Source organism: Yersinia bercovieri ATCC 43970, assembly GCF_013282745.1.
Lineage (GTDB): Bacteria > Pseudomonadota > Gammaproteobacteria > Enterobacterales > Enterobacteriaceae > Yersinia > Yersinia bercovieri.
In genome coordinates, this window is the sequence record NZ_CP054044.1 from 4,027,158 (window position 1) to 4,043,079 (window position 15,922).

Genomic DNA, 15,922 nt, shown 5'->3' on the forward strand with positions numbered 1-15,922 from the left:
CGTATAGATAAACTCTGGGTATAAATGGTTAATGGGAGAAAAATTTAACGCGGTAAGCGACGTAAACCGCCACTTACCAAGTGGTTATAGCGTTAACCTTACCGCAACGACAGGGCTAGCGGTAGCGTTTTATCGGGCTATTTTGATCCTGCTCAGCCAACCATGCCAGCTTTTCACCGATTTTCCCTTCCAGACCTCGGGATGACGGAGAATAGTAGCGTGTAGCGGCCATTTCTGGCGGGAAATAGTTCTCACCCGCAGCATAAGCATGTTGCTCATCATGGGCATATCGGTATTCAGCCCCCAGCCCCATCTCTTTCATCAGTTTGGTTGGCGCATTACGCAGATGCTCTGGAACATCAAAATCAGGTTTATCGCGAGCATCCTGCATCGCTGCTTTAAACGCGGTATAAACAGCATTACTCTTCGGCGCACAGGCCAAATAAACAATCGCCTGAGCAATCGCCCGCTCACCTTCTGCTGGCCCTACTCGGGTAAAACAGTCCCAAGCTGAAATTGCCACTTGCATGGCGCGTGGGTCTGCGTTACCCACATCTTCTGACGCAATCGCCAGCAGACGCCGGGCGACATAAAGCGGATCACCACCAGCGGTGATAATTCGGGCATACCAGTACAGCGCCGCATCTGGGGCTGAACCACGAATAGACTTATGCACTACCGAAATCAAATCGTAATAGCGGTCGCCTTTATTATCAAAGCGAGCGCTTCGTTCGCCAGAGACCTCTTTTAGCAAATCAGGGGTGAGCACACGTACCCCGTTGGCATCTATTTCTGCCATATCTGCCATCATTTCGAGGCTATTCAAGGCACGACGCGCATCCCCCCCCACTAATTCAGACATCATGCGGCGGGTTTCATCGGGCAGTTTGATATTCTGCCCACCATAGCCACGCTGAGAGTCAGACATCGCCTGATCAATCACTTTTTCGATATCTGCGGCAGTTAATGATTTCAGCAAGTAGACGCGTGCACGGGAGAGCAGTGCCGAGTTCAACTCAAACGAAGGATTTTCAGTGGTGGCGCCGATAAAGGTGATCGTGCCATCTTCAATATGCGGTAAAAATGCATCCTGCTGGCTTTTATTGAAGCGATGAACCTCATCGACAAACAATATTGTGCGCCGCCCAGCATCACGATTTTGCCGCGCTCGCTCAATAGCTTCGCGGATCTCTTTAATACCAGAGGTCACCGCAGAGATACGCTCAACATCCGCCTGACCGTAGCGGCCAATAATCTCTGCTAACGTGGTTTTGCCGGTCCCCGGCGGCCCCCAGAGGATCATCGAGTGTAACTGCCCCGCGACTATTGCCCGCGGTAGCGGTTTACCCGCTGCCAGCAGATGCTGCTGACCAATATATTGATCCAACGTCAAAGGCCGCATCCGCGCGGCCAGTGGCTGAAACTCATTTTGGGAAAAATCGAGGGACATATTACTCACTCAAACCTCACTGCCGCTGGTCGTCCAGCGTCACACCTTTTGGTAGGGTAAATTTAAACTTGCTGGCATCCGCTGAGCTATTTTGTTGCCCCTTCAGGGTATACGCGCTGCGCTGCCCATCTTGCTCAACTGCAGCAAAGCTTTTAATGGTGCCTGTTGGGGTAACTGTTATTGTAAATTGCTTCAGATTGCCGCTGGCATTTTTTGGCGTCAACTCAAAGTCATCGCCTTTTTGCTTAACATTGTACTGCTTCCAGTCATCTGGGTTGTTGCGAGTAATCAGCATGAAAGGTGTGTTGCCGGTGGCATTTTTCAGCCAGGTCGCAGTAGCTTGTTCAACAAAGGGGTTGTAGAACCACAGTGTCTCACCATCGGAAATCAGCACACTCTCATCCGGTGAGGTCATATGCCAGTTAAACAGATTAGGGCGTTTTACCCATAGCTCACCCTCGCCTTCTTGCACCGCAGCCCCTTCAGAGCTGGTGACTTTCTGCGAGAAATTAGCATGGAAACTGTTCACCTTGCTCAGGCGACCTTGCAGATCAGTGCTGGCATCCGCCAAGACTGAGGTTGAAATTAAGCCAGATAACAGACAGCACGCAACAAGCAGTTTTTTCATTATTCTAAATACCTTATAAAATTCTCTGATAAATACGGGTGATGCTTCTTGGCATAAGGGCCGCAAAGCGGCCCTGTCTAGGTTAACAGCCTCAGAACAAAAGATTACTCATGAGGTGGCGGTGCCAAAACTTCACGATTGCCATTATGGCCCGGGGTACTCACAATCTGTTGAGCTTCCATCTGCTCAATAATACGTGCAGCACGATTATAGCCGATTCGGAATTGACGCTGAACACCAGAGATCGACGCACGGCGCTTCTCCAACACAAAGCTCACCGCCTGATCGAACAGTGGATCTAACTCTTCATCACTGTCCAAGCCAAGGCTACCGCCTTCCCCCTCGTCACCACCACTGATAATACTCTCAATGTATTGAGGGCGACCACGAGCTTTCCAGTCATTAACGACAGCATGTACTTCCTGATCACGGACAAAGGCACCGTGCACACGCACTGGAATTGATGAGTTAGGTGCCATATACAGCATATCCCCCATGCCCAGTAGTGATTCTGCCCCCCCCTGATCAAGAATGGTACGGGAGTCAATTTTGCTGGAGACCGTAAAGGCGATACGCGTAGGAATGTTAGCTTTAATCAAACCCGTTATCACATCCACTGACGGGCGCTGTGTTGCCAGAACCAGATGAATCCCGGCAGCACGCGCTTTCTGCGCTAAGCGGGCAATCAGCTCTTCAACTTTTTTGCCCACGGTCATCATCAGGTCAGCAAACTCATCTACCATCACCACGATATAGGGCAGTTTCACCAACATGGGTGGAGAGATGTCCATGCTGTCGGATGGCTTCCAGAATGGATCGGGAATTGGCCGCCCCATGGCTTCGGCTTGTGCCACTCGCTCGTTATAACCGGCTAGATTGCGCACGCCCAATGCAGACATCAGTTTATAGCGCCGTTCCATCTCACCGACACACCAACGCAGTGCATTTGCGGCATCCTTCATATCGGTAACCACGCCGGTTAACAGATGCGGAATACCCTCATAGACCGATAATTCCAACATTTTCGGGTCAATCATGATAAAGCGCACCTCATCCGGCGTGGCTTTATACAAAATACTGAGGATCATCGCGTTCACCCCAACCGATTTACCCGAACCAGTCGTACCTGCGACCAACAAATGAGGCATTTTGGCTAAATCAGCCACCACTGGCTGCCCGGCGATATCTTTACCCAACACGATAGCTAATGGTGATGGGTTATCGCGGAATTTGGCACAATCAAGCACTTCCCGCAGATAGACCGTCTGACGGTGCTTATTTGGCAGTTCCAGCCCGACATACGGTTTACCGGGAATAACTTCCACAACACGCACCGCAATAGCCGAGAGTGAGCGGGCCAAATCGCGGGAAAGATTGGAAATGCGCGAAGCTTTGACCCCTGGTGCCAGATCCAGCTCAAAACGGGTAATGACCGGCCCTGGAGAGATGCCGACCACTTCAGCTTTCACCCGATAATCGCCAAGCCGTGCTTCAACCAAACGCGCTGTCTGCTCCAGCGCAAACATGTCGACTGGCTCCTCTTCCGCAGGCGGCGAAGAGAGCAGATCTAGCGTCGGTAATGGCGTCGTTGGTTTAACCAAAGGCTGGTCATTACGCATCAGGAATGGGTGAATCAGACTGTCCATCGCCGGGATCGGTTGCACGGGTTGTGCTGATTGCACTGGTGCTGTGGGCTGAACAGCAGACTGTAGCGCTGACTGAGCATAAGGCGATGCTGCAATCGGTTGACTATGCACAGACTGCGTATTTGCCGACGAAACATAACTCGGTGAAACCGGTGCTGGTTGCTCTGAATATGATTGCTGCAAGTGTGGCTGCTGATGTGGCGACAGCTGTTCTGGCGCAAAACTCTCTTCGGCGGCGGTTTCAACATACGGAGAAGGTGTGAACAGTGGTTCACGCGGGGTCTCATCCACTAAATCTGCAACTGGCGAGAATGTGAAGGCACGGCTGGTATCAACCGATTGCACTCCTTCAACTGTACTGTTTTCGTTCAACCCACTGTTTTCACTATAAATACTATTTTTGCTATAACTAGCATTCTCACGATGAGCAGCATCTTCCTGCTGAGTCGCACCATAACGGTGCTGCTGTTGCGCAGCAAACTCCTGTCGCAATGCGGCCTCTTGCAAAGCCTGTTCATCTTCAGGCTCTGGTGCTGAAAAGATGTTTACGCTCGCGTCCGTTGATTGCCCATAACGCTCAGACTGTTGGTCGACAAAAGCTTTACGCAAGATGGCCTGCTGCAACGCCGCCTCATCTTCAGACTCGACCTCTGTACCAAATGAAGCTGGATTTTGAGAACTTTGTGTTTCGTCCTCGCGCTGCTCACGTTGTTCCTGCTCAGCTATTCGCTGAGAAGGCAGTTTGATACCGTAAGAAGCTAGCTCACGCCGCGTTGGAATACGAACAGGGTTCGGTCGTGGTAATTCTGGGCCAATCCCCTGCTTAATCTGGGAGCTGCTATCACTGGTTGCTGTAAATGCAGGCATAAATGTCGCTGCTGCTGCGCTTGCGGCAACAATTCCGTTGGTAGATATTGGCCCAGATGTTGATGCAGCGCCAGCGGCCATGCCCGCGGCGGTCAATCCATCAACAGTTGAACCCAGCCCAGGGTTCATATGAGGCGTATTTTCCACCTGACCGCTATGGCGTTGTGCCGTTGAAAAATCAAATGGCGAATGGCTGGCAGCGGCTACTGGCGTATCCCATGACCCCATTTGAGGCTCAGGGCGCTCAGCCGGTAACATAACGCGAGTCGGCACTGAAGGTGGTATTTCTTCTGGAATTTCAAAAGAATAGAGTGGTGGGGTCGCGGCCAGATGCTCAACCACCGGTGCCGTAGTGTCGTTGACAAAGTGGGTGTGGGTGTGAGTATAGCTAGGGTCAGCAGCACCATGACGAGTAACAGAATCAGCGACACTCTCTGTAGAAGCCGCAGATAACGGCGACTGTTCATCACTATCCGTCACACGTAGCGTACTTAATAGTGGATCATATTTATCGTCGGTTTCAACCAGCGGTAATGGCGCATCAGTCACAGATGGTGCGGAGAAGAGTATATCGTCATCGTCTGCATAGGCAGAGCTCGCCGCCAGCCCTGTTGCAGCGGCAACACCCGCTGCCGCTACCTTCCCTGCCACAGGACCATTTTCTTGCTCGACAGTCTCTACATCATCGGTCTGGTAATCATCATCGTCATAGCGCTCCTCACGACGGGAGCGATTAGTCATAAATGTCAGTGAGCCTAAGACCACACCGCCAATTTTCTCTGCAATGACCAGCCATGACCACCCGGTAAAGAGCGTCAAACCAACAGCCCAAATACAGAGCAGTGTTAGTGTTGCACCCACACCATTGAACCACGGCAACATGGCATTGCTGAATAAGCTGCCAATCACCCCACCAGAAGCGAAGTAATAAAGATCGTCAATGTTCAGAGCCGCCAGACCACATGAAGTTAAAATCAGGGCTAATGTGCCAATCAGGCGCAATGACAGGGCAAAGTAATCGACATGCTCGCTGGCGTCGCGCTGACGAAATGCCGCCCAGCACAACATCACCATAATGGCAGGGATTGCGTATGCCAAAACACCAAAGGTGAAAAACAGTGTATCTGCCATCCAGGCACCAATACCCCCACCAAGATTGTGGATAGGTTCGTGCCAGGCAGTTTGGGACCAACTTGGGTCCGAAGGATTGAAACTCAGCAGCGCCGCCATCAGGTAGGCTGCCAGAATAGTTACTACAATCAAAATAGCCTCAAGCACACGTCGAGCGCTGCTGAGTTTTTTCAGAGTAACTTCTTTGTCTTCTGTATATTCCTGGCTCAAGAAAGGCTCTCCAGGTTCCTGTTAACTGGTATGAGTAACAACGCCGAGAACCCTCCCGGCGCTGAAACTGTATGAATAAACAGGAGTGTAACCAAATTACTTAGGTTTTGCACCTGCCTGTTTACCGCGTTTTAATTACTAGGCGGTTACTCTGCTTCACCTCTTCCATGACCACATAGGTACGGGTGTCGTTGACGCCCGGCAGGCGAAGCAAGGTCTCCCCGAGTAGTGTACGGTAAGCAGACATATCGGGTACTCGGGTTTTCAACAAATAGTCGAAATCGCCTGATACCAGGTGACACTCTTGAATTTCCTCAAGATTTTTGACGGCAGCATTAAATTGCTCAAATACATCCGGAGCGCCACGATTCAGAGTAATCTCAACGATAACCAGCAATGATGCATCCAAATACTGTGGATTAAGCAGTGCGGTATAGCCATGAATGAAGCCCTGACGCTCTAAGCGGCGAACCCGTTCCAAACATGGTGTTGGTGACAACCCTACTCGTTTTGAAAGCTCAACGTTAGAGATACGCCCATCCTTTTGTAATTCATTCAGGATGTTACGATCAATACGATCAAGCTCTTTCCCCGGGCGCTTTTTATTATCTATCATCTTATAGTCTCTCTTAATTTCCTTGAGTCTGTGACATGCCCTAAGTGTCATTAAATTTAGAGCCTGTTACAGACAACGACCCGCAGCCTGTTTTATGCAAATATATCAATACGTTGTTATCTCACACCCTGTCTGTCCAACTGTATGCGAGGTACTCGATGATTATTAGCGTTGAGGAAGAAATAACGCATCACGAACAACCGCAGAAACATCCCCCCTACAGTTGTTCGAGAACTAACTCCACATGCCATCCAGCATTAATCGAAAACATTCCAGGGTTTTCGCTTGGCATCACTGATACCAAATCTGAAATTATGGCGCGCAGATAATTTCTTCTTCCTATGATGTTTTCGCAAATGCGCAGCCGATTGTCAAAGTAAAAGAAGTTAAATCAGTACAACGTGCCAGAATTAAAATCTCAGCGCCCTTCTCTTAGCTATTTTTTCATCGTTTATTTGCTATAAAATGGTGCAAATTGCCCTCCAGCTATTACGGCTTTTTTTGAGCTATCACCTTGCAAGCCACATTCTTTGTGGGGTCAAAGCTTTTTGAGGGTATTCACCTCATAATGCAAAAATGAATTTTGGTCCAATTTGTCATCAGCCCTATTTTTTTATTGGTTAACTGTCGATTCTCACTGCATTTAGATTATTAAATAGGCATTACCTATCAAACAAATCGCTAACAACATTTTTGTTTGCTTTTTTTAATGCACGATTTTCCCTACAATCGATAACATTGTCCGCCATTGTGGGAAAGAGGTATTCATGAGCACGGCTAAACATAGCAAATTGATTATTCTGGGTTCTGGCCCTGCGGGTTATACCGCCGCAGTTTATGCTGCACGCGCCAACCTGAAACCTGTATTGATTACCGGAATGGAAAAAGGTGGTCAGTTGACCACCACCACCGATGTCGAAAACTGGCCGGGTGATCCTGAGGGTCTGACTGGCCCGGCGCTGATGGAACGGATGCATGAGCATGCAGAAAAATTCCAGACAGAAATTCTGTTTGACCATATCAACCGCGTTGATTTGCAAAACCGTCCATTCCGCTTATTTGGCGATGGCGCAGAATACAGCTGTGATGCACTGATTATCGCAACCGGTGCCTCTGCCCGCTATCTGGGCATGGAGTCAGAAGAGGCATTTAAAGGTAAAGGGGTCTCTGCCTGTGCAACCTGTGATGGTTTCTTCTATCGTAATCAAAAAGTGGCGGTTGTCGGTGGCGGTAATACTGCGGTTGAAGAAGCACTTTATCTGGCTAATATCGCCGCTGAAGTGCATTTAATTCACCGCCGCGATAGCTTCCGCTCAGAAAAAATACTGATCGACCGCCTGATGGAAAAAGTGAAGAACGGCAACATTGTGCTGCACACTGATCGAACCTTAGACGAAGTGCTGGGTGATGATATGGGTGTCACGGGTGTTCGCCTGAAATCAACCCAGAGTGACGAAACTGAAGAGTTAGCCGTCGCGGGTGTCTTCATTGCGATCGGCCATAGTCCTAACACCGCTATCTTTGGTGACCAACTGGCGCTAGAGAATGGCTATATCAAAGTTCAGTCAGGTACTCAGGGCAATGCGACACAAACCTCTATTCCAGGGGTGTTCGCGGCAGGTGATGTCATGGATCACATCTATCGCCAAGCCATCACCTCAGCGGGTACTGGCTGTATGGCTGCGCTAGATGCAGAACGTTATCTTGATGGATTGATGAACGATAAATAACGCCCACTGATATTGAATCTGATATCAGGGTTTCACTGAATACATATCGGGCAGCTGACACTATGTGAGCCGCCCGTTTTTATTTCTGTTTTGTTCTGTATTTTTTGTACATTGAACATACCAATGAAAAACAGCAAATTATAGAAATCCACTAATGCGGTGACTATCACAAGCATTATGGTTTCACCTCATAGCATCACGAGGTAAGATTGCCCTTCGCAGTTTGCCACTTCCAATGGTGACAAACCTTTTGATCTTGTTATACCCAAAGTAATCGGCGTTGCAGGTAACACCATGCTCACACGACTTTTTGTTTGTATGGGTCAAGGTTGCTAGCTTCCCTGCATCTCTGAGCACCACGGGTATATTTGCGCAGACAAATTGCCTGATGAATAAGACACGACAGTATGAGTTGATTCGTTGGCTGAAAAAACAAAGCGTTCCGGCGCAACGTTGGCTCCGCCTGTCCATGTTACTTGGCCTCTTTAGCGGACTATTGATTATCGCTCAAGCATGGTTACTAGCCACCTTGCTGCAATCTCTGATTATCGACAAATTGCCCCGAACTGCATTAACTGCCGATTTTTGGCTCCTGGCAGGGACTTTTGCATTGCGTGCCGTGATCAGTTGGTTACGTGAGCGGGTAGGATTTATTTGCGGCATGAAAGTCCGCCAGCAGATTCGTAAAGTCGTATTAGACCGATTAGAACAACTTGGCCCGGCTTGGGTAAAAGGCAAGCCTGCCGGAAGTTGGGCGACCATTATTCTGGAACAAATTGAAGATATGCAGGATTACTACTCCCGCTATCTGCCGCAAATGTATCTGGCGGTATTTATTCCGGTGCTGATTCTAATTGCCCTCTTCCCAATCAACTGGGCGGCGGGTTTGATTTTATTTGTCACCGCGCCGCTGATTCCGTTATTCATGGCATTAGTCGGGATGGGGGCGGCTGACGCCAACCGGCGTAACTTTGTCGCGTTAGCACGTCTGAGTGGCAATTTCCTTGATCGCTTACGGGGGCTAGATACCCTGCGGTTATTTAACCGTGCCAAGGCAGAAACAGACCAAATTCGCAACTCCTCGGAAGATTTCCGCCGCCGTACCATGGAAGTGCTGCGGATGGCCTTCCTCTCCTCCGCTGTATTGGAGTTTTTCGCGGCCATATCTATTGCCGTGGTCGCGGTTTACTTTGGTTTCTCCTATTTAGGCGAACTGAATTTTGGCAGCTACGGTTTAGGCGTAACACTGTTTGCTGGTTTTCTGGTCTTGATTCTGGCACCTGAATTTTTCCAGCCATTGAGGGATTTAGGAACCTTCTACCATGCCAAAGCACAGGCAGTAGGCGCGGCTGAATCACTGGTCACATTCTTAAGCAGTGAGAGTGAGTCTATCGGTCAGGGTGATAAGGTACTGAGTGGTTCAGATGCCATCACTCTTGAAGCGGATGAGTTGGAGATTTTGGCCCCCAACGGTACCCGCTTAGCTGGGCCGCTAACGTTCTCCCTGTCCGCAGGTAGACGTGTCGCTATCGTGGGCCTGAGCGGTGCAGGCAAGAGCTCATTACTCAACCTGTTACTGGGTTTTTTACCCTATCGCGGCTCGTTAAAAGTCAACGGCATTGAATTACATGAGTTGGCACCACAAGCCTGGCGTAGTCAGTTAAGCTGGGTCGGGCAAAATCCACACTTACCGGAACAAACACTGGTTGCCAATATTCTGCTAGGTCAACCTGACGCTGACGACAGCCAATTGCAGCAAGCGGTTGAGCGCGCATATATCAACGAATTTCTCTCAGATTTACCGCAAGGGCTGGATACTGAGGTCGGCGACCACTCTGCTCGTCTTTCCGTTGGGCAAGCCCAGCGGGTCGCGGTCGCTCGCGCATTACTCAACCCCTGCCGTTTACTGCTGCTAGATGAGCCAACAGCCAGCCTTGATGCCCACAGTGAACAGTTGGTAATGAGAGCACTAGAGGAAGCGTCTCGCAGGCAGACAACCTTACTGGTTACTCACCAGTTGGAAGATACTCTGGGGTATGATCAAATCTGGGTAATGGATAATGGCCTTTTGATTCAACAAGGTGATTACTCCAGCTTGAGTCAAGCTACCGGTTCATTTGCCAATCTGCTGTCCCACCGCAGTGAGGAGCTTTAATCATGCGCGTACTTCTTCCCTTTCTGGCGCTGTATCGTCGCCATTGGTTCCTAATTTGTCTGGGCATTGTGTTGGCAATTGTTACCCTGCTGGCCAGTATCGGTTTACTCACGTTATCAGGCTGGTTCCTGGCAGGAACCGCCATCGCTGGCCCTGCTGGACTCTACACATTTAACTATTTGCTACCAGCTGCCGGTGTCCGTGGTGCGGCGATTACCCGCACAGCGGGCCGCTATGCCGAGCGCGTTGTCAGCCATGACGCAACATTTCGTGTACTGGCACATCTGCGGGTCTTCGCTTTTCAGAAAATCCTGCCACTCTCCCCTGCCGGTATCGCCCGTTTTCGCCAAAGTGAGCTGCTAAACCGTCTGGTGGCTGATGTCGACACGCTGGATCATCTCTATCTGCGAGTGATCTCACCACTGGTAGCCGCCATCGTCATTATCGCAGTAGTGACTTTTGGTCTGAGCTATCTGGACATCAATTTAGCACTGACCCTCGGTGCGATTCTGCTCGGATTGTTACTGCTGGTTCCATTGATTTTCTACCATGCCGGTCAACCTATTGGCCGTGATCTAACCAATTTGCGCGGTCTGTATCGTTCACAGCTGACCTCTTGGTTACAAGGGCAGGCCGAGTTATTGGTATTCGGTGCGTTAAGTCGTTTCCGTGCCTCACTGGACAACATTGAGCAGCACTGGATGGGACGCCAGAAGCAACAGGCTTCATTAGCGGGTTTGGCGCAAGCACTCATGATTCTAGCCTCCGGTTTGACCGTAACCTATATTTTATGGCTCGCGGCGGGTGGCATTGGTGATAATAGCCAGCCTGGCGCACTGCTGGCGCTGTTTGTCTTCACTTCATTGGCTGCGTTTGAAGCCCTACTGCCGGTAGCCGGTGCATTCCAACATTTGGGACAAGTTATCGCATCGGCAACCCGAGTCGCTCAGTTGATGGAACAAAAACCTGAAGTGACATTCCCAGCGAGTGGCCCAGCGGCAACCTTACAGGTGGAGCTGGAAGTGACAGGGTTGAGTTTTACCTACCCACAGCAATCTTTACCTGTTTTACAGAATATATCGCTGTCACTGGCCGCAGGAGAGCATATTGCGCTATTGGGCCGCACTGGTTGTGGCAAATCCACACTCTTGCAGTTATTAACTCGTGCCTGGGATGCCAGTCAGGGCACTATCACACTCAATGGGATGCCATTGGCCCAATATGATGAAACCACATTGCGTCAAATGATGACCGTAGTCAGCCAGCGGGTACACATTTTCAGCAGCACCTTGCGTGAAAACCTGTTACTTGCCTGCCCTTCTGCATCAGATGCACAGCTAAAAACGGCGCTAGAGCAAGTGGGATTAGCCAACTTGCTGGATAACAGCGAAGGGCTGAATGCATGGATGGGGGATGGTGGGCGGCCATTGTCTGGTGGTGAACAGCGGCGTTTGGGAATTGCCCGCGCCTTGTTACATCCTACACCCCTGTTGCTGCTTGATGAACCAACGGAAGGGTTGGATGCTGAAACCGAACAGCAAATTTTAGCGCTGCTACGTCAACATTGTCGCCAGAAAAGCCTAATTATTGTGACTCATCGTTTGTATGGGCTGGAGTATATGGACCGCATCTGCGTAATGGATGGCGGGATGATAGTCGAACAAGGCAACCACCAAAGTTTATTGCAAAATAAGGGCCGTTATTACCAGTTCCATCAACGCCATTGAGGCCGTGATATTAGGGCAAGGATGGTGCTTTTACGGTCTCCGAATTGGCTGAGCACAGGCCGATAATCAGCTAATTTTCAGCTAATATGATTAAAAGCTGCTGAAACTAAAGCAGTATTATTTATGATTATACCCAAATTGGTCTGTTAGCCGTTGCCAAGGAGATTTATGCGCATCACACAGCTCTCTTCTCAATCATTCGCCTTTCCGTCACCTGAGCTGGCTCTGCGCGAACCAAACGGGTTGCTGGCTCTGGGGGGCGATTTGTCTGCGCCCCGCTTACTAGCCGCCTATCAGCGAGGGATTTTCCCGTGGTTCAGCCCTGGGGAGATGATTTTATGGTGGTCACCTGATCCTCGGGCGGTATTGTTTCCGGAAGATTTACATGTCAGTCGGAGTATGCGGCGCTTTTTGCGGCATTGTCCTTATCGATTTACCCTCAACCATGCTTTTGAGGATGTTGTCCGCGCCTGTGCTTCTCAACGTGATGAGGGGACGTGGATTGGCGATGATGTTCAGCAAGCGTATTGCGAGCTACACGCGTTGGGACATGCCCACTCAGTGGAAGTTTGGTTGGAAAACAAACTGGTTGGTGGTTTGTATGGAATTGCAGTCGGCGCATTATTTTGTGGCGAATCCATGTTTAGCCGTGCTGACAATGCATCAAAAAGCGCATTAATGGTTTTTTGTCATCATTTTACCCGTCAGGGTGGAGAACTGATTGACTGTCAGGTCCTCAACGCTCACACTGCGTCGCTGGGTGCGATTGAGATCCCACGCAACTTTTTTTTGCAGCAGTTGAGTCAACTCCAGTTTAGTCCACTACCGGCTGAATGCTGGTTACCGCAATCGTTGAGTTTTTCATCCACGATGCAGTAAAGCTCAACCGTTGAAAAGAACCCCACATTAGGCTTTATCCCCCTCTTACCGGCAGACTAATTTTGCTGAAATGGTGTGATGACCGCCAACACTTCTTTACATAATGTGGGTTTTTCGGCATTATCTTGCCGGTTAAAAACTAAGGTAGTTACACCTAGAGGATTCGATGGCCAAAGAAGACAATATTGAAATGCAGGGCACCGTTCTTGATACGCTGCCGAACACCATGTTCCGCGTTGAATTGGAAAACGGGCACGTGGTAACCGCTCATATCTCCGGTAAAATGCGTAAAAACTATATCCGCATCCTGACGGGTGACAAAGTCACTGTAGAGCTGACCCCGTACGACCTGAGCAAAGGCCGCATTGTCTTCCGTAGCCGTTAATCGGCTAATCTGTCGTAAGTCGACGACTTGCGAGCTCTGAGGATGTAGTCCCCCTCCGGCGCCCTTCCCATTTATGGCAAGGGCGTTTTGCGTTTTCTTTTATTTACCTATTCATCTGGCTTTGTCAGCCATGAAAAACGAAATACCCAAAAACAAAAAGGGCGATAAGCTGTTAACTTATTGCCCTTTTTTATTTATTAACGCACTGAGTTAGTGAACTGCACCTTCAGTTTTACGCTTTTGCGCACTCTGAAACTCATAAGCCAGCTGTTGTTTTTCTTTATCAAGCCCAACAGTGACTGAACCACCATCAACCAAAGAACCAAATAGCAGCTCATTTGCCAGTGGTTTCTTTAGGTTTTCCTGAATGACTCGCGCCATTGGTCGTGCACCCATCGCCTTATCGTAACCTTTATCAGATAACCAATTGCGCGCTTCTTCACTGACTTCCAGTGATACACCTTTGGCATCTAATTGCGCCTGCAACTCAACGATGAATTTATCCACCACCTGCTGGATAACAGTCGGCGACAAGTGATTGAACCAAATGATGTTATCCAACCGGTTACGGAATTCCGGTGTAAACACTTTTTTGATCTCTTCTAATGCGTCAGTGCTGTTGTCCTGCTGTTTAAAGCCAATGGAGGTGCGCTGCGTTTCGCGTACACCGGCATTGGTGGTCATCACCAGAATGACGTTGCGGAAATCAGCTTTACGGCCATTGTTGTCCGTCAGCGTGCCGTTATCCATCACCTGCAATAACAGGTTAAACACATCCGGGTGAGCTTTTTCAATTTCATCCAGCAGCAAAACGGCATGAGGATGCTTGATAACCGCATCGGTCAATAGACCACCTTGATCGTAGCCAACATAGCCCGGGGGCGCACCAATCAGGCGGCTAACAGTATGACGCTCCATATATTCGGACATATCAAAGCGCAACAGCTCGATATCCAGCGCCTTAGCCAATTGCACCGTCACTTCCGTTTTACCAACACCGGTTGGGCCAGCAAACAGGAACGAGCCGACAGGTTTGTGCTCATGTCCCAACCCTGCACGGCTCATTTTGATCGCTTCAGACAGTGCATCAATTGCCTTATCTTGGCCAAATACCAGCATGTTCAGGCGGTCGCTCAGATTTTTCAGCACATCGCGATCACTGGCAGAGACCGTTTTTTCCGGAATACGCGCGATACGAGCAACCACAGATTCGATGTCCGATACATTGACAGTTTTTTTACGCTTATTAACGGGCATCAGACGGCTACGAGCGCCTGCTTCATCAATCACATCAATGGCTTTATCCGGCAAATGGCGGTCATTGATATATTTAACCGATAACTCGACCGCAGCGCGTATCGCTTTCGCGGTATAACGCACGTCATGATGCGCTTCATATTTCGGTTTCAAACCGTTGATAATCTGAACGGTCTCTTCTGGCGTCGGTTCAGTAATATCGATTTTCTGGAAACGACGTGCCAAGGCACGATCTTTTTCAAAGATATTGCTGAACTCCTGGTAGGTAGTCGAGCCAATCACCCGAATTTTGCCACTAGAAAGCAGCGGCTTAATCAGATTAGCGGCATCGACCTGCCCACCAGAGGCAGCTCCGGCGCCAATGATAGTATGAATTTCATCGATAAACAGGATGCTGTCTTTATCGTTTTCCAACTGTTTCAGCAGCGCTTTGAAGCGTTTTTCAAAGTCACCACGGTATTTGGTTCCAGCTAGTAGCGAGCCGATATCCAGTGAGTATAGGGTGCATTCAGACATCACTTCCGGTACATCGCCCTGCACGATACGCCAGGCCAGACCTTCGGCGATGGCAGTTTTACCCACACCTGACTCCCCCACCAGCAGCGGGTTATTTTTACGTCGGCGGCACAGCACCTGAATAGCGCGTTCCAGCTCTTTATCGCGCCCAATAAGTGGGTCTATGCCGCCAACGCGGGCCAGTTGATTCAGATTGGTGGTGAAGTTCTCCATACGGTCTTCCCCTCCTGCCTGCTCTTCATTCACCGGATTTTCTGCATTCGGTGCCTGACCCGGCTCGTCCTTACGGGCGCCGTGGGAGATAAAGTTCACGACATCCAGGCGGCTGACATCATGCTTGCGCAGCAAGTAGGCCGCCTGAGACTCTTGTTCACTAAAGATGGCAACCAACACGTTGGCACCAGAGACTTCATTGCGCCCTGATGACTGAACGTGGAAGACCGCGCGTTGTAACACCCGCTGGAAACTGAGTGTAGGTTGGGTATCACGCTCCTCTTCAGTGACAGGTAATGTAGGTGTGGTTTGTTCGATAAACGCTTCCAATTCCTGGCGTAATGCCACCAGATCAACCGTACAGGCCTCCAGCGCTTCCCGCGCAGCTGGATTGCTTAGCAATGCCAGCAATAGGTGCTCCACGGTCATAAACTCGTGTCTGTGCTCACGCGCTCTGGCGAAAGCCATATTGAGACTGAGTTCAAGTTCTTGATTGAGCATAGGCACCTCCC

General features: G+C 49.7%; 10 protein-coding genes. 5 read left to right on the forward strand and 5 right to left on the reverse strand.

The annotated features are described in order from the left end of the window. Positions 1-115: 115 nt before the first annotated feature. The 4 genes from HRK25_RS18220 to lrp form a co-directional block, all read right to left on the reverse strand. The gene (locus tag HRK25_RS18220; protein WP_032898064.1) at positions 116-1,459 is read right to left on the reverse strand and encodes a replication-associated recombination protein A; all 1,344 of its coding nucleotides are present in this window, start codon (positions 1,457-1,459) and stop codon (positions 116-118) included. 7 nt (positions 1,460-1,466) lie between these two features. Continuing rightward, positions 1,467-2,078: an outer membrane lipoprotein periplasmic chaperone LolA gene (gene lolA, locus HRK25_RS18225; RefSeq protein WP_005275087.1), complete on the reverse strand. Its 612-nt coding sequence runs from the start codon at positions 2,076-2,078 to the stop codon at positions 1,467-1,469. A 104-nt stretch (positions 2,079-2,182) separates the two neighbouring features. Beyond that, a complete protein-coding gene (locus tag HRK25_RS18230) occupies positions 2,183-5,932 on the reverse strand; it encodes a DNA translocase FtsK (RefSeq protein ID WP_005275086.1) in 3,750 nt (1,249 codons plus the stop codon). Between the two features lie 121 nt (positions 5,933-6,053). Then, on the reverse strand, positions 6,054-6,548 hold the full coding sequence (gene lrp, locus HRK25_RS18235; protein ID WP_002211340.1) for a leucine-responsive transcriptional regulator Lrp: 495 nt from the start codon (positions 6,546-6,548) through the stop codon (positions 6,054-6,056). Between the two features lie 767 nt (positions 6,549-7,315). Here lrp and trxB point away from each other — a divergent pair. The 5 genes from trxB to infA all read left to right on the forward strand — a co-directional run bounded on the left by trxB (position 7,316) and on the right by infA (position 13,424). Next, positions 7,316-8,278 (forward strand): thioredoxin-disulfide reductase, encoded by a 963-nt coding sequence (gene trxB, locus HRK25_RS18240; RefSeq protein WP_005275079.1) that lies wholly within the window; start codon positions 7,316-7,318, stop codon positions 8,276-8,278. 388 nt (positions 8,279-8,666) lie between these two features. Further along, complete coding sequence (gene cydD / locus HRK25_RS18245) at positions 8,667-10,433, forward strand: heme ABC transporter permease/ATP-binding protein CydD (RefSeq protein WP_005275077.1); 1,767 nt, start codon at positions 8,667-8,669, stop codon at positions 10,431-10,433. Positions 10,434-10,435: 2 nt separating this feature from the next. Further along, the gene (cydC, locus tag HRK25_RS18250) at positions 10,436-12,160 is read left to right on the forward strand and encodes a heme ABC transporter ATP-binding protein/permease CydC (protein WP_005275076.1); all 1,725 of its coding nucleotides are present in this window, start codon (positions 10,436-10,438) and stop codon (positions 12,158-12,160) included. Between the two features lie 168 nt (positions 12,161-12,328). Then, entirely contained in the window at positions 12,329-13,039 is a 711-nt protein-coding gene (gene aat, locus HRK25_RS18255; RefSeq protein ID WP_005275073.1) for a leucyl/phenylalanyl-tRNA--protein transferase, read from the forward strand. Positions 13,040-13,205: 166 nt separating this feature from the next. Continuing rightward, positions 13,206-13,424, forward strand: a complete 219-nt coding sequence (gene infA, locus HRK25_RS18260; RefSeq protein ID WP_002211347.1) for a translation initiation factor IF-1 — start codon at positions 13,206-13,208, stop codon at positions 13,422-13,424. Between the two features lie 210 nt (positions 13,425-13,634). Here infA and clpA read toward each other — a convergent pair whose 3' ends face one another. After that, positions 13,635-15,911: an ATP-dependent Clp protease ATP-binding subunit ClpA gene (gene clpA / locus HRK25_RS18265; protein ID WP_005275070.1), complete on the reverse strand. Its 2,277-nt coding sequence runs from the start codon at positions 15,909-15,911 to the stop codon at positions 13,635-13,637. Between the last annotated feature and the right edge of the window lie 11 nt (positions 15,912-15,922).

Bases quoted from the DNA above. Each gene is read 5' to 3' on its own strand.
- lolA (WP_005275087.1), bottom strand. From the start codon at position 2,078: ATGAAAAAACTGCTTGTTGCGTGCTGTCTGTTATCTGGCTTAATTTCA.
- clpA (WP_005275070.1), bottom strand. From the start codon at position 15,911: ATGCTCAATCAAGAACTTGAACTCAGTCTCAATATGGCTTTCGCCAGA.
- aat (WP_005275073.1), top strand. From the start codon at position 12,329: ATGCGCATCACACAGCTCTCTTCTCAATCATTCGCCTTTCCGTCACCT.
- lrp (WP_002211340.1), bottom strand. From the start codon at position 6,548: ATGATAGATAATAAAAAGCGCCCGGGGAAAGAGCTTGATCGTATTGAT.
- cydC (WP_005275076.1), top strand. From the start codon at position 10,436: ATGCGCGTACTTCTTCCCTTTCTGGCGCTGTATCGTCGCCATTGGTTC.
- infA (WP_002211347.1), top strand. From the start codon at position 13,206: ATGGCCAAAGAAGACAATATTGAAATGCAGGGCACCGTTCTTGATACG.
- trxB (WP_005275079.1), top strand. From the start codon at position 7,316: ATGAGCACGGCTAAACATAGCAAATTGATTATTCTGGGTTCTGGCCCT.
- cydD (WP_005275077.1), top strand. From the start codon at position 8,667: ATGAATAAGACACGACAGTATGAGTTGATTCGTTGGCTGAAAAAACAA.